Raw genomic sequence first — 19,326 nt, 5'->3', positions numbered from 1 at the left:
GTCAGTCCTTGATGAGATAGTCGATTTGAATCACGCCGCCGCCATGGGTCTGGCTGGAGGCGAATGAGAGGTTGTGTTGTGGTCCGTCGGTGAACAGTTTGCGCCCGCCACCAAGAATGGTCGGCATCACGAAGACGCGCAGAGTATCGAACAAGCCCGCGTCAAGTGCTGCGCGCTGGGCTGCTCCGCCCCCCATGACCCAGACCTTCTTGTGCCCAGCCTTTTCGATGGCTTTGCGAAGGGTCTCGATGTCTCCGGCAGCGGTGACGTGATCTGCGGAATAGTCGGCCTGATGGGTCAGGACATAGCTGGCGCGATCCTCGTAGGGCCACCCCCAACCAAGCACCTGCTGGTGCGTTTCGCGCCCGGTGATCAGCGCGTCCACCTCTGAGATGAACGCGCCATATCCGCCGTCGTTTCCGTCGGCACCCATCGCCTCGTTGAACGGATCAAGCCATGCCACGCCACCGTCTGGGGTAGCGATGTAGCCATCAAGGCTCATGGCGATATATCCAACGTATTGCGTCATGCGCGGGGTACCTTACTTGGGCCAGCTGACGGCAGGCAGGATCTGGCCTGTGCAATCGCCAAAGCCGATCTGGAAACCGTCACCCTTGGCAGCACCGCGCAGGGTCAGCGTGTCGCCGTCCTCGATAAAGGTGCGGGTTTCGCCGGTGTCGAGCGTGAAGGGCTCGCGGCCCGCCCAGCTCATCTCCATCAGCGATCCGTATTCGGTCTTGGTCGGACCCGAGATGGTGCCGGACCCCAAAAGGTCGCCCACATTCATCGCGCAACCGCCAATGGCGTGATGGCACAGCTGTTCAGCAGCCGAGTAATACATACGGGTGTAGTTGGTTTCGCCAACGACGCTCGCCGTGTCACCGCCTTCGGGCTGCATCAGAACCTGAAGCTCGATGTCATAGAGGCCGTCCTTGGAGCCATCCAGATAGGGCAGCAGTTCTTTCTCGCGTTCCGGTGTCGGGGCGCGGAACTCTTCCAGCGCAGCAGCAGTCACGATCCACGGGCTGATCGAGGTGCCGAAGGCTTTACCTTGGAACGGGCCAAGCGGCTGGTATTCCCAACCTTGGATGTCGCGGGCAGACCAGTCGTTCAGCAGCACGTAGCCAAAGATCATGTCATCAGCTTCGTCGACCGTGATCGGCTGGCCAAACTCGGAAGGCTTACCAACGATGGCCCCCATTTCCAGTTCGATATCCAGACGCATCGAGGGACCAAAGCTGGGCATCTCGGCGTCGGGCGCTTTGCGCTGACCGTTCGGGCGGTGGATCGGTGTGCCCGAGATCACGACGGAGGACGCACGGCCGTTATAGCCGATCGGAATGTGCAGCCAGTTGGCCGGCAGATCGGGCGAACCACGCAGGATCGCGCCCATGTTGGCAGCGTGCTGACGACCGGCGTAGAAGTCGGTGTATTCCGACACAAGGAACGGAATGTGCAGCTCGGCACCGGCTTGGGCGACCAGCAGGGGCGCAACGGCGTCACGCTCGGTCGAGCCTTCGCCAAGCAGTTGCCCAAGACGGGCGCGCAGGGCGGACCATGCGTCCGATCCCAGCTCCATCAGCTCGTTCCAGAAAGGAACGTCGAAGACGGGTTCATCACCGATCTCGATCAGGCCAGCTTCTTCAGCGGCCTGCATATCAAGGATCATGTCCCCGATGGCCACACCACAGCGCGGCTCGGTGTCGGCGGTCGAGAACACGCCATAGGGCAGGTTATTCAGGGGAAAGGGGGTCTCGGCAGAGTTCGCGCTGTCCACCCACGACTTTTTCAGTTGGCTCATGTGATCCTCACTCGGCGTCGGCCTGTGCCTCGGGTCGCGCATCGGCGAAGGCGGGCAGGGCCAGACAGGTTTCTTCGATTTCGGTCAGACGCGGATAGGCGGTCAGATCCACCCCCCAGCGCCGTGCGTTATAGTACTGTGCGACAAGGCAAATGTCTGCCAGCGTCGGCGTGTCGCCAAAGGCAAACTTGGTGCCCTTGTCGACCATCTGTTCAAGGGCGGCAAAGCCCGTGTCCATCCAGTGGACCATCCATTGGCGCTTCGCCTCGGCATCCGCACCGAACGTGTCGCCCAGATGCTTGGCCACGCGCAGGTTGTTCACCGGATGAATATCCATCGCGATGACATGCGCGGCGGCCATCACCTTAGCACGTTTGACTGGATCTGCGGGCAGCAAGGCAGGCTCGGGCTGCACGGCCTCAAGATAGTCGATGATCGCCAGCGACTGGGTCAGGACGGTGCCATCCTCCAATTCCAGCGAGGGCACCAGATGGGTCGGGTTCTTGGCCACATAATCCGCCGCGTGCTGCTGTCCGCCATCTTTCACAAGATGGACAGACACATGCTCTGCGTTGAGCCCCTTGAGGTTCAACGTAATGCGCACGCGATAGGCCGCAGTGGACCGCCAGTATCCGTAAAGCGTCATCACTTTTTACCCGGCGTCCCGTCGAACTTCTTCTCAAGGCTCTCCCAGCAGTCGATATACTCGTCCTGAAGCGGCGCTTCATTCGCCGCAAACGCGGTCAGGTGCTGCGGGAAGCGGGTCTCGAACATGAAGGACATGGTGTTGTCCAACTTCTCGGGCCCAAGGTTCGAGTTCGAGGCACCCTCGAAGGCATCACGATCCGGACCGTGCGGCAGCATCATGTTGTGCAAGGACACACCACCGGGGACAAAGCCCTGCGGCTTGGCGTCATACTGGCCATAGATGTTGCCCATCAGCTCGGACATGATGTTCTTGTGATACCACGGCGGGCGGAAGGTGTTTTCGGCCACCATCCAACGCTCGCGGAACAGAACGAAGTCGATATTCGCGGTGCCCGGCTGGCCCGAAGGCGCCGTCAGCACGGTGAAGATCGAGGGGTCCGGGTGGTCAAACAGGATCGCACCAACCGGGCAATAAGTTGTCAGGTCGTATTTGTACGGCGCGTAATTGCCGTGCCATGCGACGACGTCCAAGGGCGACTGGCCGATCTCGGTCTTGTGGAACTGGCCACACCATTTGATGGTGATGGTCGACGGCACTTCGCGGTCTTCAAACGCAGCAACAGGGGCTTTGAAGTCACGCGGATTGGCCATGCAGTTCGCGCCAATCGGCCCGCGGCCCGGAAGCTCGAATTTCTGGCCGTAGTTTTCACAGACGAAGCCGCGCGCGGGGCCTTCCAGAAGCTCAACGCGATAGACAAGGCCACGGGGGATGATGCCGATTTCCTGCGGCGCAAGGTCGATGACACCCAGTTCCGTATAGAAGCGCAGCTTACCTTCCTGCGGCACGACCAGCAGCTCGCTGTCGGCCGAGAAGAAATAATCATCCACCATAGACTCGGTGACCAAGTAGACGTGGGTTGCCATGCCGACTTGGGTGTTCACGTCGCCCGCCGTGGTCATGGTCCGCATGCCGGTGATCCAGTTCAGACCTTCGGCGGTGGGCACGGGATCCCAGCGATACTGGCCCAGCGAAATCACATCCGGATCCACGCAGGGCGCAGATTTCCAGTAAGGGACGTCAATCTTCGTGTAACGCGCCGAGTGCTTCACCGACGGGCGGATGCGATAGCACCATGTGCGCTCGGGCGGATTGGCTGTGAAGGCAGTGCCGGACAGCTGCTCGCCATACAGGCCATATTCGCATTTCTGCGGGCTGTTCATGCCTTGCGGCAGCGCACCGGGCAGCGCCTCGGTTTCGAAATCATTCGCCCAACCGGGCATGTAATGGGTCTCGGTGCCAACGACTGACACCGCGCGCGTCATCTCGCGCGAGGGGCTGTGCTTGTTCATAATTCGATCCGTTTCAATGCCCAGATGGGCCGTCCTGTTGCGCCGCAATGATATCGTTGCATGTGAAATGAAGTCAAGAAAAAGGGACACTTCACATGCGAAGTAATGAAATGGCAACAATTTGAAGAGTTAAGCCAATGGAAACTTGCGGCTGCTATCCATGATCTCGGGTGAATAATGAGGTGGTGGGATGCGTTCAAACGAGCGAGCTCCGGTAATTATCAAGAAAGTGAAGAAGGTTAGTGGTGATGGCCATCACGGCGGTGCATGGAAGGTGGCCTATGCTGACTTCGTGACCGCGATGATGGCCTTCTTCCTGCTGATGTGGCTGTTGAACGCCACGACGGAAAAGCAGCGCAAGGGCATCGCCGATTACTTCAGTCCGACCATTCCGATCACCCGCGTTTCAGGCGGTGGCAGTGGGTCGTTCGGCGGCGACAGCGTGCTGAGTGACGAAAGCCTGTCGCAGACCGGCACCGGTGGCGTTCCACGCGATCCCGCAAACACTGAAGGCGGCAAGGGTGCCGATAGCACTGGGGACGACGGCGAAAAGCAAACCGCCAAGCTGAAAGAGGTCGAAGAGATGCTTCTCAGCCGTTCTGGGGAAAGCATGACAAGCGACCAGCTTCGACGCCATATCGTGACGCGCGTGACAGATGAAGGCCTGCTGGTCGAGATCTTCGCGCTTGAACACGCCCCGCTGTTTCATGCCGGCACTACGACACCAACTCCGATCCTGAAAGACATCCTGACAACGATTGTCGAGGTGTTCAGCCTGGCCAAGAACGGTGTCGCGATCGAAGGTCATGTGGCAACACAGCCAGTCGTCGTCGCCGAGAATACCGCTTGGGAACTGTCATCCGGTCGGGCGGACAAGGTGCGTACTTTGTTCGAATCGCTGGACCAGACACCCGGAAAAGTACAGCGCGTCACCGGTCATGCGGATCGTGAACATGCCGAGGAAACCGCGATGGCCGCAAGGAACAATCGGATCGAGCTGATCCTCCTAAGGTCTAAAAGGTAGCAAAATCATACACTAACAGGAAATCGTCACCGTATCTCTCGCCCATTAGGCGGCTGTTAAGGGCACCCGGTCCACTCTGATCCAGACCAGAGGTAGATGCAGCAGAAAGGCGCACCATGACGATTTCCTCTTCGCTTAGTGCCGGCGTGGCCGGACTGAACGCACATGCCACGAAACTCGCGACGATTTCAGACAACATCGCGAACTCGTCGACGTTTGGATACAAACGAGCCACGGCAGATTTTCAAAGTCTTGTAATCGGAGGTGATGCGGGCTCCGGGTCGTATTCTGCGGGGGGTGTACGCACGACCACGCAGCGCTTGATCGACGAACACGGCCCCCTGATCTCGACGTCGAACCCGATGGATATCGCTGTCGGTGGGCGCGGCATGCTGCCCGTCACACAAGAGGTCTATGCCGATTCAAACCCCGGCGAACGGCCCATGATGATGACCACGACCGGATCGTTCCGTACTGATTCCGAGGGTGTTCTGAAAACAGAAACCGGGCTTGTGCTATTGGGATGGCCTGCAGATGCAGACGGCAATGTCGCAACCTATCCGCGCGACACAGGTGTCGGCTTGGAACCCGTTGTGATTAACGCCAACCAAACTGCGGGTGACCCAACCACCAGCATGAAGCTGGGCGTCAATTTGCCCGCTGTCGAAACTGAAGCAGGCGCCGACGGCGCAGCACTGCCCCTGTCGGTCGAATATTTCGGCAACCTCGGAACCTCCGAAACGCTGGATTTCAGTTTTACACCCACCGTGCCGGGCACCGGATCATCGAACACCTGGACCATGCAAATTACCGACAGCGCCTCGGGCGGGGCCGTGGTCGGAGAATACACGCTGGTCTTCGATGACAGCCGCGCCGATGGCGGCACATTGGCTTCGGTCACAGTGGTGTCCGGAGGTCCCTATAACGCAGCCGAGGGCACGCTGGATTTGACCGTGGCAGGCGGGCCACTTTCATTGACCATCGGGGGAATCAGTGACCCCAATGGCCTGACGCAACTGTCCGACAGCTTCGCCCCAGTGGCCATCACCAAGAATGGCTCGCCAGTGGGCAACCTGACCGCGGTTCAAATCGACGAACACGGCTTCCTGAAAGCCACCTATGACACCGGGTTCATTCGCACGATCTATCAGGTGCCCCTGGTGGACGTGTCGAATCCGAATGGTCTGACCTCGATCTCGAACCAAGCCTATCAAGTATCGCCTGAAAGCGGATCATTCTTCATGTGGGATGCCGGTGACGGCCCAACTGGTGAAGTCGTGGGCTTTGCCCGCGAAGGGTCGACGACCGATGTCGCGGGCGAATTGACCAACCTGATCCAGACCCAGCGGGCCTACAGCTCGAACGCGAAGGTCATCCAGACCGTCGACGAGATGTTGCAAGAAACCACCAACATCAAACGCTGATCCGGTATCGCAAAGTAGTGTCCCATGACAATCAACAGCGCCCTTTACAACGCACTATCCGGTCTAAGCGCCAATGCCCGTGCAGCCCATGTTGTATCGTCCAACGTCGCCAACGCGATGACGGAAGGGTACGGGGCACGGTCGCTTGGACTATCGTCGCGTACGCTGGGCGGGGCGCCATCCGGCGTCGTAATCGATGGGGTCAACCGCCATGTGGACGAACGGCTGTTGGGCGATCGCCGCCTGTCGGACGCGGCAATGGGTCATGGAAGCACACGATCCGGCTTTCTTGAAGGGCTGGAAAAGACGCTCGGCACCCCGGATCAGCCGGGCTCGCTTTCGGGGCGCATGGCCCAGTTCGAAGCCGCCCTGACCGAGGCAGCGGCTCGCCCCGACAGCGAAGCCGCCTTGAATGCCAGCCTGAATGCAGCGCGCAATATCGTGTCCCATCTGAAAGCCACATCCGATCACATTCAGTCCGCGCGCCTATCGGCCGATGGGTCGATCGCGCAAGAAGTCGCACAGCTTAACCAAGGCTTGCAGGATGTGCAGAGCCTAAACACCAAAATTCAGGTCGCGATAGCGCGCGGTGCCGATCCATCCGGGCTGATGGATCAACGGCAGCAAACCATCGACGCGCTGTCCTCGATCATACCAATCAAGCAGGTTCCACGCGACGGCGGACAAGTCGCCTTGATCTCGAGCGGTGGGGCAATATTGCTGGATGGCCGGGCTGCGGAGTTGACGTTCTCGCCCGTCAACATGATCGTACCCGAAATGACGCAGAGCGGTGGAGCCTTGTCTGGCCTGACCATCAATGGCCAGCCGATCGATACCGAGGCCGAGCGCAGTGCGATTTCCGGTGGATCTTTGGCGGCCCATTTTCAGGTTCGTGACGATCTGGCAGTGTCCGCGCAAGAACAAGTAGATGCTTTTGCGCGCGATCTGATTGAAAGGTTTCAAGATCCCGCGCTGGATACGACCCGCGCGCCGGGTGCACCGGGCCTGTTTACGGATGCCGGGACTGCATTCGATCCGGCGGACGAAGTCGCTCTCAGCAGCCGTCTTTCCTTGAATCCCGCCGTGGATCCTGCGCAGGGCGGTGCGCTTTGGCGTCTTCGCGATGGGCTTGGGGCGATGGTGCAGGGCAATGTCGGCAACGCAACATTGCTGGGGAACATGATCGACGCGCTGGATGCCCCCAAGGTGGCTGTCTCTGGCGGGTTCTCCGGTGCTGCCCGATCTTCGGCAGGCTTGGCTGCAGATCTGCTGAACACGATCACCGTAAATCTTGATCAGAGCGAAGCGCGTCTCAGCTATGACATCGCCCAAAATGACAGCCTACGACAGATGGAGCTGGCGCAAGGTGTGGATACCGATGCCGAAATGCAAAAGCTGATGATCATCGAACAGGCCTTCGCCGCCAACGCACAAGTGGTCACCGCCGCCGACGAGATGCTGCAACTTTTGTTAGGTATTTAAGGAGAGCGTGATGAGCATTTCCACCTTCGGCGACATGGCCAGCACCTTCCTGACACGACGGCAAAACACGCAGTTGCGCCAAGAATTGACACGGCTAAGCACAGAGCTGTCCACAGGTCGAAAAACCGAACTGGGGGCGAATGTGACAGGTGGCTATAGCGCAGTCGCAGGCCTTGAACACAGCCTGAAGCTCATGTCCGCCTATACGCAGGCCACGAACGAGGCGCGGCTGATGGCGGACACCACGCAGGTGGCATTAACCACAATCCATGCACAGGCGCTGGATTTGTCGAACGGGCTGATCGCGGCACGCAGTTCGAACAACGCGACGTTGCTGCAATCCACCGCATTGGATGCCGAACAGAAATTCGCTTCGATCATCTCGAAACTGAACGCAGATGCGGGGGGGCGGTCGCTATTTGGTGGGGCCGCCACCGACAGACCCGCCCTGGCCGGCGCCGACACGATCATCTCCGAACTTATGACGGCCATTGCAGGCGAAGTCACGGCGGCGGGCGTTTCAACCGCAATCGACGATTGGTTCAACACCCCCGGCGGTGGGTTCGAAACCCTTGGGTATCTGGGGGCGGATGAAAGCTATGGCCCCATCCGGTTGGGCAACGGCGAAACCGCCACCCTGCCCGTACGCGCGAATGACCCCGAAATACGCAGCCTTTTGTCTGCGGTCGCCAAGACGGTGGTGCTGGCCGAGGGCGCTCTTTCCGGGGATCTGGATCAGCAGAAATCGCTGGCCGAAATGTCGTCGAATGCCCTTCTGAACGCCGTGGATGACACAACGATGCTGCAAGCCCGGGTTGGTGCTGTTGAAGCCCGGATCGAAAATGCCGTGGCACACAACACCGCCGAACAACACGCGTTGGAGCTTTCATACAACAACCTGACCGCCGCAGACCCTTATGACACCGCAGCGCGATTGGAAGAGCTCTATGGTCAGATGGAGGCGCTTTACGTCACCACCGCGCACCTATCGAAACTCAGCTTCACGGATTACATGCGATGAAACACCTGCTTGCCTGCCTGCTGGCGTTATTTGCGCTGACCACCGCCGCCCATGCAAACTCGATCCGTATCAAGGATCTGGTCGAATTTGACGGGGTGCGCGGCAATGACCTTGTCGGGTACGGGCTGGTCGTCGGGCTGAACGGCACCGGGGACGGCATCCGCAATGCACCTTTCACAGAAGACATCATGTCAAACATTCTGGAGCGACTGGGCGTAAACATCACGGGTGAACAGTTCAGACCCAAGAACGTGGCAGCCGTGTTCGTCACAGCTTCGTTGCCTCCCTTTGCGCGCACAGGATCACGGATCGACGTTACGGTCTCGGCCATCGGGGACGCGAAGAGCCTGCTGGGTGGCACATTGATCATGACCCCGCTAAACGCCGCAGATGGCGAGATCTACGCTGTCGGACAAGGCACAGTGATCGCGGGTGGCGCAACCGCCGAAGGCGATGGGGCTACCGTGACCAAGGGCGTTCCGACCAGCGGAGTGATCCCCAGTGGCGCACGCGTCGAGCGCGAGATCGACTTTGACTTCACCAAGTTGAAATCCATCCGGCTGGCCCTGCGCACCCCGGACTTCACCACTGCCGTACGGATCGAACGAGCCATCAACGGAAAATATGGACGCGTCGTGTCGCGCATGTTGGACAGTGGTACGGTTGTCGTGGACATCACGGCGACGCGCGCAATCTCGCCAGCGCATGCCCTGGGCACAATCGAAAATATCGGTGTCGAACCCGAACGGCGCGCCAGAGTGGTCGTGGATCAACGATCAGGAACCATCGTGATGGGCGAAGATGTTCGGATCAGCCGGGTGGCCGTGTCTCAGGGGAATCTGACCTTGCGCATTCAGGAGCAACCTATCGTGGTCCAACCCAACCCGTTCTCGGACGGCGAAGCGATTGTCGTCCCACGCACCAATGCCACGATCGAGGAAGAGCCCGGTATTGGATTGGCCGAGGTTAGTGGCGGCGCGTCTCTGTCTGAACTGGTTGCCGGGTTGAACGCGCTGGGTGTGGCCCCGCGCGACATGATCGACATCCTGAAAAGCATCAAGGCCGCCGGGGCGCTTCATGCAGAATTCATCGTCCGGTGATGTGAAGGTGCGGCGTCAGGCGCGGCGCACCACGACCGAGCCCACCGAATATCCTGCCCCGAAGGAACAGATCACACCAGTATCCCCGGGCGCCAAGTCGTCCGAATACTTCGAGAAGGCAATAATCGACCCGGCGGACGAGGTGTTGGCATAGTCCTGAAGAATATTGGGCTGCTCATCGGCCTCAGGCGTACGACCCAGCACTTTCTTCCCGATGAAGTCGTTCATCGACTTGTTGGCTTGATGCAGCCACAGCCGTTTCAGATCGTCTTGATCTACGCCAATATCCGCGATGTGTCCCAAGATGTGCTTCGACACGATTGGCAGCACCTCTTTGAACACCTTGCGACCGTTCTGCATGAACTGCATGTCGCGCCGATCCGACAGGTCGGACGTCTCTTCACGGGTGCGGCGCAGGAAACCGTTATTGTTGCGGATGTTGTTCGAAAACTGCGTCAGGCAGCGGGTCGATAGGATCTCGAAATGATCGCCTTGGGCGTCTTCTTTACGCTCGATCAGGGTCGCGGTTGCCACGTCTCCGAAGATGAAGTGGCAATCCCGGTCGCGCCACTCCAGATGGGCCGAGCAGATTTCGGGGTTTACCACAAGCGCACGTTTCACAGACCCAGACCGGACCATGTCCGCTGCCGCCTGAATGCCGAATGTCGCGGAAGAGCACGCCACGTTCATATCAAACGCAAACCCACCCGCACCCAGCGCTTGTTGAATCTCGATCGCAATCGCCGGATAGGCACGTTCATGGTTCGAGGCCGCACAGATCACCAGATCGACGTCGCCCGCATCACGTCCCGCCTGTGCCAACGCTTTGCGGCAGGCATCCACACCCATTTCGGTCATGATACCAGGCTCATCATCGGCGCGTTCACGCAGCATCGGATGCATCACGTCGGGATCCAGAACTCCTGTTTTGTCCATAACAAAGCGCTGATGAATGCCCGAGGCCGAGACGATGAACTCTTCTGATGAGTGGCCGATCGCGGCCACATCGCCCGCTGAAATCGCATCCGCATTCGCTGTGTTGAACTTGTCGGCATAGGCGTTGAATGCCTTCACCAATTCAGCGTTTGTGATGGTCTGGTCAGGCGTGAAAACGCCGGTACCGGAAATGACGGGGTGATGCATCAGGGCCTCCTTGCAGCTTTGGACAGTCAAGCAGGAAGCGCGACGAGCGGCAAGTGTCGCTGCCCCAAGGTCAATCGATTAGAACGGGCATTTTGCCTTGATGGTCAGCCCTTTTCCGCCGTCTGGGTGACGTAAGCGCAGGCTTTCAGCGTGGAGCATCAAACGCGGAGCGTTCAGCGCCTCGCCTGTAGCATAAAACGGATCGCCCAGAATGGGATGACCCAGTTCCAGCATGTGTACGCGCAACTGGTGGCTTCGTCCGGTCTGAGGGAAAAGCCGCATCCGGGTGGCGTTCTCTTCGTATCGTAGAACCTTCCAATCGGTCACAGCGGGCTTACCGTTCTCGAAGTCGACATGCTGTTTCGGGCGGTTTGGCCAATCGACAAGCAAGGGCAGATCCACGGTTCCTTCGCGTTCTTCCACCCGACCAAAAACGCGCGCCAGATAGGTCTTCTTGACCTGCCGTTTCTCGAATTGAAGTCCCAGATGACGCTGCGCATGGGGTGTCAGCGCAAAGACCATCACGCCCGACGTGTCGCGGTCCAACCGATGCACCAGCAGAGCTTCGGGAAACACCGCCTGAACGCGTGCGATCAGGCAATCGGCCAGATGTTCGCCTTTGCCTGGTACGGACAATAGGCCCGACGGCTTGTCGACCAACAAAAGCTCGTGGTCGTGATGCAGGATGACCAGAGGATCCTGCGGAGGGTTGTATTCAGACGACATGTGCGCGGGATAGCGGCTGAGGCCACACGCCGCAAGTCACCGCTTGCGACGCATTTGTCGAAACATCGAGGTCGTATAGACGATCAACGCCATCCAAATCAGCGGGAAAGCGATCAGTTTGGCGCCTCCGAATGGCTCGCGGAAGACAAAGACAGCGACAAGGAAGATCATCGTTGGCGCGATGTATTGCAGGATGCCGATGGTCGACAGACGCAGAAGCTTCGCCCCATTGGCATAGACCATCAGGGGCACAGCCGTTACCAATCCGCACCCCATCAACAGCGCGGTGTCCCAGCTCGAGGTAAACAAATGCCCCTGCCCGGTCGCCCCCAGCCAGACCACATAAGCCAAGGCGGGGGGTGTCAGGATCAGGACCTCTAGCAGGAAGCCTTGGTTCGGGCCAATTGGAAGGGATTTTTTGAAATAGGCATAGAAACCCCATGTCAGCATCAAACTGAGCGCGACCATGGGTAGGCGGCCCGCCTCGATGGTCAGAACGATCACCGCCAAAGCTGCCAGCAGCACGGCAACCCATTGTGCACGCGATAGACGTTCGCCCAGAAGCATGGCGCCCATCAGGATCGAGAACAGCGGATTAATGTAATAGCCCAACGCGGCCTCGACCGTCTTCTCGGCACCAATCGCCCAGATATAAATGCCCCAGTTAACCGAGATCAGAGTGGCCGTGACCAAGGCCAGCAGCAGGCTGCGGCGATCGGTCAGAACGGCCTTCAGATCTCGCGTGCGGCCCATGGCGATCAGCACTGCTCCGGCGACGGGCACGGACCAGATCACGCGATGCGCCAGCACCTCGGTTGCGGGCATATGGGTCAGAAGCTTCAGGTACAGCGGCAGAAATCCCCACAACACATAGGCCGTGATCGCAAAGGCAAGCCCTTGCGGCGTATCCACATTCTCAGGTCTGGCCGTGTTCGTCATCGTGCGCTCCTCATCCGGCCTTTATGGCAGGCACGACGAGGGATTGGATAGCGTGAATTCGTTGAACCACAGCATCACTGAATGTGATGAATGGTCAATTGCTTAGCCGTTCAGCCTTTACGCGCTTCCAGGCCTGCCGGTCGAGCTGATAGCACTTCCACGGCAAGATGCTTCCAGACAGATCCAAATCCTCATCGCTGGTAAATTCAGCCCCCAGCTTCATCGTTGCTTTCTGCGACCGGATGTTGTCAGGCGCAATGTGAAACCAAACCCGGTCGAAGTGGACAAAGGCATGATCCAGCATCAATTGCTTCATGCGCAAATTCACCTCTCCGCCCCAGAATCGGTGGTTCAGGAAGGTAAACCCAATGCCAATATCGCCCGGCGCATCTGGACCGACGTAGTAGCGAGAACAGCCGATCACTTTGCCCTCTGCCTTGTCGAACACGACCAAGGTGCCACCTGCCGCCAGTAGCATGTCGAAATAAGGATCGAACACCGCCCGTTGACAACGGTCTTTTGCGGGGTGACCAGCCCAGGTCTCGGGATCACTGGCGGCGGCAAACAGGTCTTCGCGGTCGTCTTCGCAAAGCCCACGCAAGCGCAGCGTGTCCCCTTCCAGATCGGGCTGGTCGTTGAAGATCACACTTTGACCCTGTCCGACTTGGGATCATACATCGGCTTCAAGGATGCTTCTGCTTTGACCCGTGTGCCTGCCACGTCGATCTCATAGCTCGATGCCAGAACATCCGCTGCGGATTCGCCTTTGCAAGGCACATAACCCAAGCCCATCGCCGCCCCCAGATGGTGCCCGTAAGAGCCCGAGCTGAGGTAGCCCACGATCTCGCCGTCGCGAATGACGGGTTCGTTGTGATAGAGCAGCGGCTCGGGATCGGTCAGTTTGAACTGGACCATGCGGTTTTCCAGCCCGCTTTCCTTCTTGGCCAGTACCGCGTCGCGACCGATAAAGTTTGGCTTGTCGGTTTTCACCGCAAAGCCAAGCCCCGCTTCCAACACATGATCTTCGCAGGTGATGTCATGGCCGAAATGACGGAAGCCCTTTTCGATCCGGCAGCTATCCATCATGTGCATGCCGCAAAGCTTCAGACCCATGTCCTGCCCGGCATCAAACAGGGTTTCGAAGACATGCCCCGCCATATCGGCCGAGGCATAGATCTCCCACCCGAGTTCACCGACATAGGTCACGCGGTGGGCGCGGGCCAGACCCATACCGATCTCGATATCCTGGGCGGTGCCGAAGGGGTTGGTGGCGTTGGTGAAGTCATTCGGGCTGACTTTTTCAAGCAGCTTGCGCGCGTTCGGACCCATCACAGCCAAGACGCCTTCGCCTGCGGTCACATCGGTGATCACCACGCGGAAGTCGCCCACGTGGCGCTGCATCCATGTCTGGTCGGCCAGACGTGTGGCAGCGGGGGTGACGACCAGATACGAGGTCTCGGTCAGGCGGGTGACGGTCACGTCCGCCTCGATCCCGCCGCGACGGTTCAGGAACTGAGTGTAGACAATCTTGCCATTGGGCACCGAGTAATCGCCGCCGCCCACATAGTTCATGAACGCCTCGGCATCCGGGCCTTCGACCCTAATCTTGCCGAAAGAGGTCATATCGTACATGCCCACGTTCTCGCGCACCGCTTTGTGTTCAGCGGCGGCGTTGTCGAACCAGTTGGGGCGCCCCCAAGTGTATTCATACTCGGCTGTTTGGCCTTCATTCGCGAACCAGTTGGCACGTTCCCACCCGGCAAGCTCGCCGAACACGGCGCCTTGTTCCTTCAGGTGGTGATGGAAGGGCGTGCGGCGCACACCACGCGCGGTGGCTTTCTGGCGGAAGGGGAAGTGGTCGGCATAAAGCAGGCCGAGTGTCTCTTTCGAGCGTTCAAACAGGTAGTGTTTGTTGCCTTGGAACGGCTGCATCCGGCTGATGTCCACATCGCCCAGATCGAAGGGCTTGTCGCCGTCCTCCATCCATTGCGCCAGCGCCATACCTGCGCCACCCGCCGACTGAATGCCGATCGAGTTAAAGCCCGCAGCGACCCAGACATTGTCCATCTCGGGCGCGAGGCCAAGGTGATAGGCATCGTCGGGCGTGAAGCTTTCGGGACCGTTGAAGAAAGTGTGGATACCGGCCTCGGCCAGCATGGGCATGCGGTTACAGGCGTTTTCCAAGATCGGTTCAAAGTGGTCGAAATCTTCTGGCAGTTGGTCGAACTCGAACGTATCTGCGATACCCTTCATGCCCCATGGTTTCGCGTTTGGTTCAAACGCACCCAGCAGCATTTTACCCGCATCTTCTTTATAGTACGCGCATTCGTCCGGCACGCGCAGGACGGGCATTTGGGTCAGGTTTGGAATGGCCTCGGTTACGATGTAGAAGTGTTCGCACGCATGAAGGGGCACGTTCACACCGGCCATGCGGCCGACCTCGTGACCCCACATGCCTGCGCAGTTCACGATCATGTCGCAGGCAATGTGACCCTGTTCCTTGCCATCATCCGACGCCCAATCGACCCCTGTCACCTTGCGCCCGTCGCGCTTGATGCTGGTAACTTTGGTGCGTTCTTTGACGATTGCACCCTTTTGGCGCGCACCCTTGGCCAGCGCCAGCGCGATGTTGGCCGGGTCGCCCTGCCCGTCTTTCGGCAGCCACACGCCACCGACCACGCCATCGATGTTCAGATGTTCATAGCGCGACAGGGCCTCTTCGGCGGAGATCTCTTCCACATCCACACCGAATGCGCGGGCCATGGCGGCCTGACGGGCCAGTTCTTCCATCCGTTCGGTGGTCAGCGCAACGCTGATCGAGCCCACACGTTTAAAGCCGGTGGCAACGCCTGTCTCCGCTTCCAGATCGCCATAGAGTTCCTGCGAATATTTCGCGAGCTTCGTCATGTTCGCCGTCGCGCGCAGCTGCGCGATCAGACCGGCGGCATGCCATGTGGTGCCGGATGTCAGCTGCTTGCGTTCAAGCAACACCACATCTTTCCAACCAAGCTTGGTCAGGTGATAGGCGACAGAGCAGCCGATAACGCCGCCACCGATGATGACTACGCGGGCTTGTGTGGGCAGGGACATGGCATCACTCCTTGATGGATTCGGGTCGAAGGTGGCACGAGCCGTCGCGACCAAACATCGTGTTTCCGACAAAATTGCCGGAAATCAGTTACTGTAAGCCGCCAAGTTTCCGTTCTTGCGCAGCGACATGGGGGTCACGCCGAAGTGGCGCCGAAAGAGCGACGAAAACCCATTGGGAAAGCCACAGGCAAGCCCAACATCCCGCACGCTCATCGCGGTTTTCAAAAGCAACGTGTTGGCGTGGTTCAGACGGAGTTCGCGATAGTAAGCATTGGGCGTGGTGTGAAAATGCGTACGGAAATGACGTTCCAGCGAGCGTTCAGAGATGCCCAGCAACGCCACCAGTTCCGAGATGCGCAAAGGCTCTTCCAGATTGGCCTGCATCAGCTCGACACATTGATCCAACGCCCGGTTTCCGGTCAGGGTAAGTTCTTTCCCGCCAAAGGGTTGCAGGGTCGCGAAGGTGCGGATGTTTTCATGCAACATAATGTCAGCAACCGTCGCGACCGAGGCCGCCGACAGGTGGCTGCCCAGCAGCGCCAGCACAAGGTCATGGGTCGATCCCATCCCGGCCGAGGTAATGATCCGCCCGTCATCAGCAACCAGCGCATAAGACCCCACCCCCGGCGTACCGCGTTCGTTCAACACCGCGCGGTTTTCCCAATGGGTGGTGTGGCTCATCGTTTGTTCGCCGGTTTCGGCGATGTGACGGCTGGCGGCTTCGGACAGCAGGATCACGCGGGCTCCGGCCCATTGATAGGCCTTGATTTCCTTTTGCAGCGACAGCTCTTTTGCGTCTGGGTCAGAGTTGCCCAGCACAAAGACGTAGTGCGCCGACGGCTTGGGGTGGAAAGGCTGGGTCGCCACGTCGATCCCGGCGCGACAGCGGATATCGCCCCCGTGGCGCGACAGGTTTTGCCAGCGAAACACCTGACGGGCCGTGACCCGGTTGGCGATACGCAGAAGCTCAAGAATGGCAGACAATTCTGTCAGGACGAAACCGTCCGACATCAGAATGTCGACCTGAATCGGATGCTGGATCATATCCTTCATCTCTGTTCCCTCCCAATTGGTGGCCCCACGCGAACTGCGCCGCGCAGGGCTGGTTCTTCTTGCGATCAGGCGCGCAGGCGCTCGTTTGCCGGATCCCAAAGCGGTTGGTCTTCCTGCACCACGGCTTTGAACTTTTCGCCGTAGATTTCGACCTCAAGCTCGGTGCCGGGTTTGGCCAGCTCGGTGCGGACCATGCCCAGCGCGATCGACTTGTTTACGCGATGGCCCCATCCGCCCGATGTGGTTTCGCCCACAATCTCGTTGCCCGACCAGATGCAGGACATATAGGGCGCATCTGCATCGCCAGCGTCGACCGTCAGGGTGACAAAGGATTTCTTCACGCCCTGCTGCATCTCGTTCTGGATTGCAGCCTTGCCCGGGAAGTCCTGCGGCTTGTCCAGCTTGACGAAGCGACCGAGCCCGCCTTCCAGCAGCGAGTAATCCGTCGACAGATCGCCCTTCCATGCGCGATAGCCCTTCTCCAGTCGCAAGGAATTCAGAGCGTACATGCCGAACGGCTTGGCGCCGCCCGCAATGATCGCGTCATAGATCGCCGGCATGTCGTCGTTCAGCGCGTGGACCTCCCAGCCCAACTCGCCTGCGAAAGACACGCGCACCAGATGCGCGGGTTTGCCAGCCACGGTGGCCGCCTGATGGGTCAGCCAGCCAAGGCTCAGATCCGCATCCGACAGACCCGCCAGCAACTCGCGCGACTTGGGTCCGGTCACAATCAGCGTGTCGCGGGTGGTGGTCACATCCTCGACCGAGACAGTCGCCGGCATTGCGTTCACCAGAATGTCACGGTCATGCCATTGGGCGGAGGCTGCGGTGATCATGACGAAGTCGTCTTCGCCCAACCGCATGCACGACATCTCGGTCAGGATCCGGCCACGGTTGTCGGCGATGTAGACCAGATTGATGCGCCCGATCTTGGGCAGACCACCAGTGACCAGTCCACGCAGCGTTTCGGCTGCACCTTCGCCTTTGACGACAAAGCGCGAGAAGCCCGGCAAGTCCAGAACACCGACGCTATCCCGCACGGCTTCGCATTCTTCTTTGATGCGCGCCTCCCACGGGCCAGAGCGGCCCCAGGTGTGCGTCGCTTCTTCCGATGTATCGTCGCCGTCCTGCGCAAACCAGTTGGCGCGCTCCCAGCCGTTATAGGCGCCCATGACGCCACCCGCAGCAATCACACGGTCATGCACCGGCGAGAGTTTCTTGTCGCGGGCGGCAGGCCATTCGTGATGGGGGAAGTGCATGGCGTATTCGTTGCCGTAAACTTCCATACCTTTCTGATCGCAATAGTCCTGATCGGTGTAGTCGGTGTAGCGGCGCGGATCGACCGCCCACATGTCCCACTCGGGCGCGCCATCGACGATCCATTCGGCCATAACCTTACCGGCCCCGCCGCCTTGGGCGATGCCGAAGGTGAAGACGCAGGCCTCGAACGCATTCGCGACACCGGGCATCGGGCCCATCAGGGGCAAGCCGTCCGGCGCATAGGGGATCGGACCGTTGATCACGCTGGACACGCCCGAGGTTTCCATCAGCGGCACGCGGGCCATCGCGTCGACGACGATGTCTTCAATCCGGTCCAGATCTTCCTGCCACAGCTGGAAGCTGAAATCGTCCGGCATCTGGTCTTCGTCACCGATCCAATGCGCCTTACAGTTCGGCTCGTACGGGCCAAGGTTATAGCCGTGCTTTTCCTGACGCAGATAATACGACACGTCCACGTCGCGGATCAGGGGCAGCTTGCTGCCATGTTCCTTGGACCACGCTTCGACCTCGGGGATCTGTTCGGTCAGCAGGTACTGATGCTCCATCACCATCATCGGCACGGTGCGTCCGCCGTACGGCTTGAACATCTCGCCCACGCGCTGGGCATAATACCCGGCGGCGTTCACAACGTAGTCACATTCGATGTCGCCCTTTTCGGTGTGGACGATCCATGTCTTGTCTTCTTTCTGGGTCACGCCCGTCGCAGGCGTGAACCGCAGGATCTTCTGACCCAGATCGCGCGCACCCTTAGCCATGGCTTGCGTGACCTGAGCGGGGTCGATATCGCCATCCGACGGATCCCAAAGCACGCCCATCAGGTCGTGAGTTTCAAGGAACGGGTAACGCTCTTTCGCTTGCTCGGGCGTCCACATCTCCATCTCGATGCCCTGATAGCGGCCCATGGAGCGCGCATGTTCGAACTCTTCCATCCGCTCCTTGGTGTGCGCCAAGCGGATCGAGCCTGACTGGTGATAGTTCATCGGATAGTCGACCTCTTCGCCAAGACGCGAATACAGCTCGGTCGAATAGCGCTGCATGTTCATGATCGCCCAGCTGTTCGAGAACGTGGGCACGTTGCCCGCCGCGTGCCAGGTCGACCCAGCGGTCAGCTCGTTCTTTTCCAGAAGAACGCAATCGGTCCAGCCCTTCAGGCCAAGGTGGTACAGCGTCGAGGCGCCGACAACACCGCCGCCGATGATGACGACGCGTGCTTTGGTGGGGAAGTCGGACATTGAAGGTCTCCT

16 protein-coding genes are annotated in these 19,326 nt (G+C 59.4%); 5 read left to right on the top strand and 11 right to left on the bottom strand.

Features of this window, described 5'->3' with window-relative positions:
• Window position 1 precedes the first annotated feature (1 nt).
• Genes ALP8811_RS15560 through hmgA form a run of 4 tightly spaced genes read right to left on the bottom strand, consistent with a single transcriptional unit; the run spans window position 2 to window position 3,799 of the window.
• A complete protein-coding gene (locus tag ALP8811_RS15560; protein ID WP_108858169.1) occupies window positions 2-529 on the bottom strand; it encodes a dihydrofolate reductase family protein in 528 nt (175 codons plus the stop codon).
• A gap of 12 nt (window positions 530-541) precedes the next feature.
• Window positions 542-1,801 (bottom strand): fumarylacetoacetase, encoded by a 1,260-nt coding sequence (gene fahA / locus ALP8811_RS15555; RefSeq protein WP_108858168.1) that lies wholly within the window; start codon window positions 1,799-1,801, stop codon window positions 542-544.
• 7 nt (window positions 1,802-1,808) lie between these two features.
• Complete coding sequence (gene maiA, locus ALP8811_RS15550; protein WP_108858167.1) at window positions 1,809-2,447, bottom strand: maleylacetoacetate isomerase; 639 nt, start codon at window positions 2,445-2,447, stop codon at window positions 1,809-1,811.
• A complete protein-coding gene (gene hmgA / locus ALP8811_RS15545; protein ID WP_108858166.1) occupies window positions 2,447-3,799 on the bottom strand; it encodes a homogentisate 1,2-dioxygenase in 1,353 nt (450 codons plus the stop codon). Before hmgA ends, maiA begins: the two co-directional genes overlap by 1 nt.
• 190 nt (window positions 3,800-3,989) lie before the next feature.
• Here hmgA and ALP8811_RS15540 point away from each other — a divergent pair, with 190 nt between their 5' ends.
• From ALP8811_RS15540 to ALP8811_RS15520, 5 genes are all read left to right on the top strand, one after another.
• Window positions 3,990-4,823: a flagellar motor protein MotB gene (locus tag ALP8811_RS15540; RefSeq protein WP_108858165.1), complete on the top strand. Its 834-nt coding sequence runs from the start codon at window positions 3,990-3,992 to the stop codon at window positions 4,821-4,823.
• 116 nt (window positions 4,824-4,939) lie between these two features.
• On the top strand, window positions 4,940-6,247 hold the full coding sequence (locus ALP8811_RS15535; protein WP_108858164.1) for a flagellar hook protein FlgE: 1,308 nt from the start codon (window positions 4,940-4,942) through the stop codon (window positions 6,245-6,247).
• A 24-nt stretch (window positions 6,248-6,271) separates the two neighbouring features.
• Complete coding sequence (gene flgK, locus ALP8811_RS15530) at window positions 6,272-7,729, top strand: flagellar hook-associated protein FlgK (RefSeq protein WP_108858163.1); 1,458 nt, start codon at window positions 6,272-6,274, stop codon at window positions 7,727-7,729.
• A gap of 10 nt (window positions 7,730-7,739) precedes the next feature.
• The gene (locus tag ALP8811_RS15525; protein WP_108858162.1) at window positions 7,740-8,750 is read left to right on the top strand and encodes a flagellin; all 1,011 of its coding nucleotides are present in this window, start codon (window positions 7,740-7,742) and stop codon (window positions 8,748-8,750) included.
• On the top strand, window positions 8,747-9,850 hold the full coding sequence (locus ALP8811_RS15520) for a flagellar basal body P-ring protein FlgI (protein WP_108858161.1): 1,104 nt from the start codon (window positions 8,747-8,749) through the stop codon (window positions 9,848-9,850). Before ALP8811_RS15525 ends, ALP8811_RS15520 begins: the two co-directional genes overlap by 4 nt.
• A gap of 15 nt (window positions 9,851-9,865) precedes the next feature.
• Here the strand turns inward: ALP8811_RS15520 and ALP8811_RS15515 are convergent, their stop codons facing one another.
• The 7 genes from ALP8811_RS15515 to ALP8811_RS15485 all read right to left on the bottom strand — a co-directional run bounded on the left by ALP8811_RS15515 (window position 9,866) and on the right by ALP8811_RS15485 (window position 19,314).
• Window positions 9,866-10,993 carry a beta-ketoacyl-ACP synthase III gene (locus tag ALP8811_RS15515; protein WP_108858160.1) on the bottom strand — a complete coding sequence of 376 codons (1,128 nt, stop codon included), beginning with the start codon at window positions 10,991-10,993 and terminating at the stop codon, window positions 9,866-9,868.
• Window positions 10,994-11,071: 78 nt separating this feature from the next.
• Window positions 11,072-11,719, bottom strand: a complete 648-nt coding sequence (locus ALP8811_RS15510; RefSeq protein WP_108858159.1) for an RluA family pseudouridine synthase — start codon at window positions 11,717-11,719, stop codon at window positions 11,072-11,074.
• A 36-nt stretch (window positions 11,720-11,755) separates the two neighbouring features.
• On the bottom strand, window positions 11,756-12,658 hold the full coding sequence (gene rarD / locus ALP8811_RS15505; protein WP_108858158.1) for an EamA family transporter RarD: 903 nt from the start codon (window positions 12,656-12,658) through the stop codon (window positions 11,756-11,758).
• Window positions 12,659-12,752: 94 nt separating this feature from the next.
• A complete protein-coding gene (locus tag ALP8811_RS15500) occupies window positions 12,753-13,304 on the bottom strand; it encodes a GNAT family N-acetyltransferase (RefSeq protein WP_108858157.1) in 552 nt (183 codons plus the stop codon).
• Window positions 13,301-15,748 (bottom strand): GcvT family protein, encoded by a 2,448-nt coding sequence (locus tag ALP8811_RS15495; protein ID WP_108858156.1) that lies wholly within the window; start codon window positions 15,746-15,748, stop codon window positions 13,301-13,303. The genes ALP8811_RS15500 and ALP8811_RS15495 overlap by 4 nt, the downstream gene beginning before the upstream one ends.
• Window positions 15,749-15,832: 84 nt before the next feature.
• Entirely contained in the window at window positions 15,833-16,801 is a 969-nt protein-coding gene (locus tag ALP8811_RS15490; RefSeq protein WP_108858155.1) for a GlxA family transcriptional regulator, read from the bottom strand.
• 65 nt (window positions 16,802-16,866) lie between these two features.
• The gene (locus ALP8811_RS15485) at window positions 16,867-19,314 is read right to left on the bottom strand and encodes a GcvT family protein (protein WP_108858154.1); all 2,448 of its coding nucleotides are present in this window, start codon (window positions 19,312-19,314) and stop codon (window positions 16,867-16,869) included.
• Window positions 19,315-19,326 lie beyond the last annotated feature (12 nt).

This window comes from Aliiroseovarius pelagivivens (genome assembly GCF_900302485.1).
Classification (GTDB): Bacteria; Pseudomonadota; Alphaproteobacteria; order Rhodobacterales; family Rhodobacteraceae; genus Aliiroseovarius; species Aliiroseovarius pelagivivens.
The sequence above is the reverse complement of the archived record's forward strand: the minus strand, read 5'-3'. Positions and strand labels throughout refer to the sequence as shown.

Bases quoted from the DNA above. Each gene is read 5' to 3' on its own strand.
- ALP8811_RS15560 (WP_108858169.1), bottom strand. From the start codon at position 529: ATGACGCAATACGTTGGATATATCGCCATGAGCCTTGATGGCTACATC.
- fahA (WP_108858168.1), bottom strand. From the start codon at position 1,801: ATGAGCCAACTGAAAAAGTCGTGGGTGGACAGCGCGAACTCTGCCGAG.
- maiA (WP_108858167.1), bottom strand. From the start codon at position 2,447: ATGACGCTTTACGGATACTGGCGGTCCACTGCGGCCTATCGCGTGCGC.
- hmgA (WP_108858166.1), bottom strand. From the start codon at position 3,799: ATGAACAAGCACAGCCCCTCGCGCGAGATGACGCGCGCGGTGTCAGTC.
- ALP8811_RS15540 (WP_108858165.1), top strand. From the start codon at position 3,990: ATGCGTTCAAACGAGCGAGCTCCGGTAATTATCAAGAAAGTGAAGAAG.
- ALP8811_RS15535 (WP_108858164.1), top strand. From the start codon at position 4,940: ATGACGATTTCCTCTTCGCTTAGTGCCGGCGTGGCCGGACTGAACGCA.
- flgK (WP_108858163.1), top strand. From the start codon at position 6,272: ATGACAATCAACAGCGCCCTTTACAACGCACTATCCGGTCTAAGCGCC.
- ALP8811_RS15525 (WP_108858162.1), top strand. From the start codon at position 7,740: ATGAGCATTTCCACCTTCGGCGACATGGCCAGCACCTTCCTGACACGA.
- ALP8811_RS15520 (WP_108858161.1), top strand. From the start codon at position 8,747: ATGAAACACCTGCTTGCCTGCCTGCTGGCGTTATTTGCGCTGACCACC.
- ALP8811_RS15515 (WP_108858160.1), bottom strand. From the start codon at position 10,993: ATGCATCACCCCGTCATTTCCGGTACCGGCGTTTTCACGCCTGACCAG.
- ALP8811_RS15510 (WP_108858159.1), bottom strand. From the start codon at position 11,719: ATGTCGTCTGAATACAACCCTCCGCAGGATCCTCTGGTCATCCTGCAT.
- rarD (WP_108858158.1), bottom strand. From the start codon at position 12,658: ATGACGAACACGGCCAGACCTGAGAATGTGGATACGCCGCAAGGGCTT.
- ALP8811_RS15495 (WP_108858156.1), bottom strand. From the start codon at position 15,748: ATGTCCCTGCCCACACAAGCCCGCGTAGTCATCATCGGTGGCGGCGTT.
- ALP8811_RS15490 (WP_108858155.1), bottom strand. From the start codon at position 16,801: ATGAAGGATATGATCCAGCATCCGATTCAGGTCGACATTCTGATGTCG.
- ALP8811_RS15485 (WP_108858154.1), bottom strand. From the start codon at position 19,314: ATGTCCGACTTCCCCACCAAAGCACGCGTCGTCATCATCGGCGGCGGT.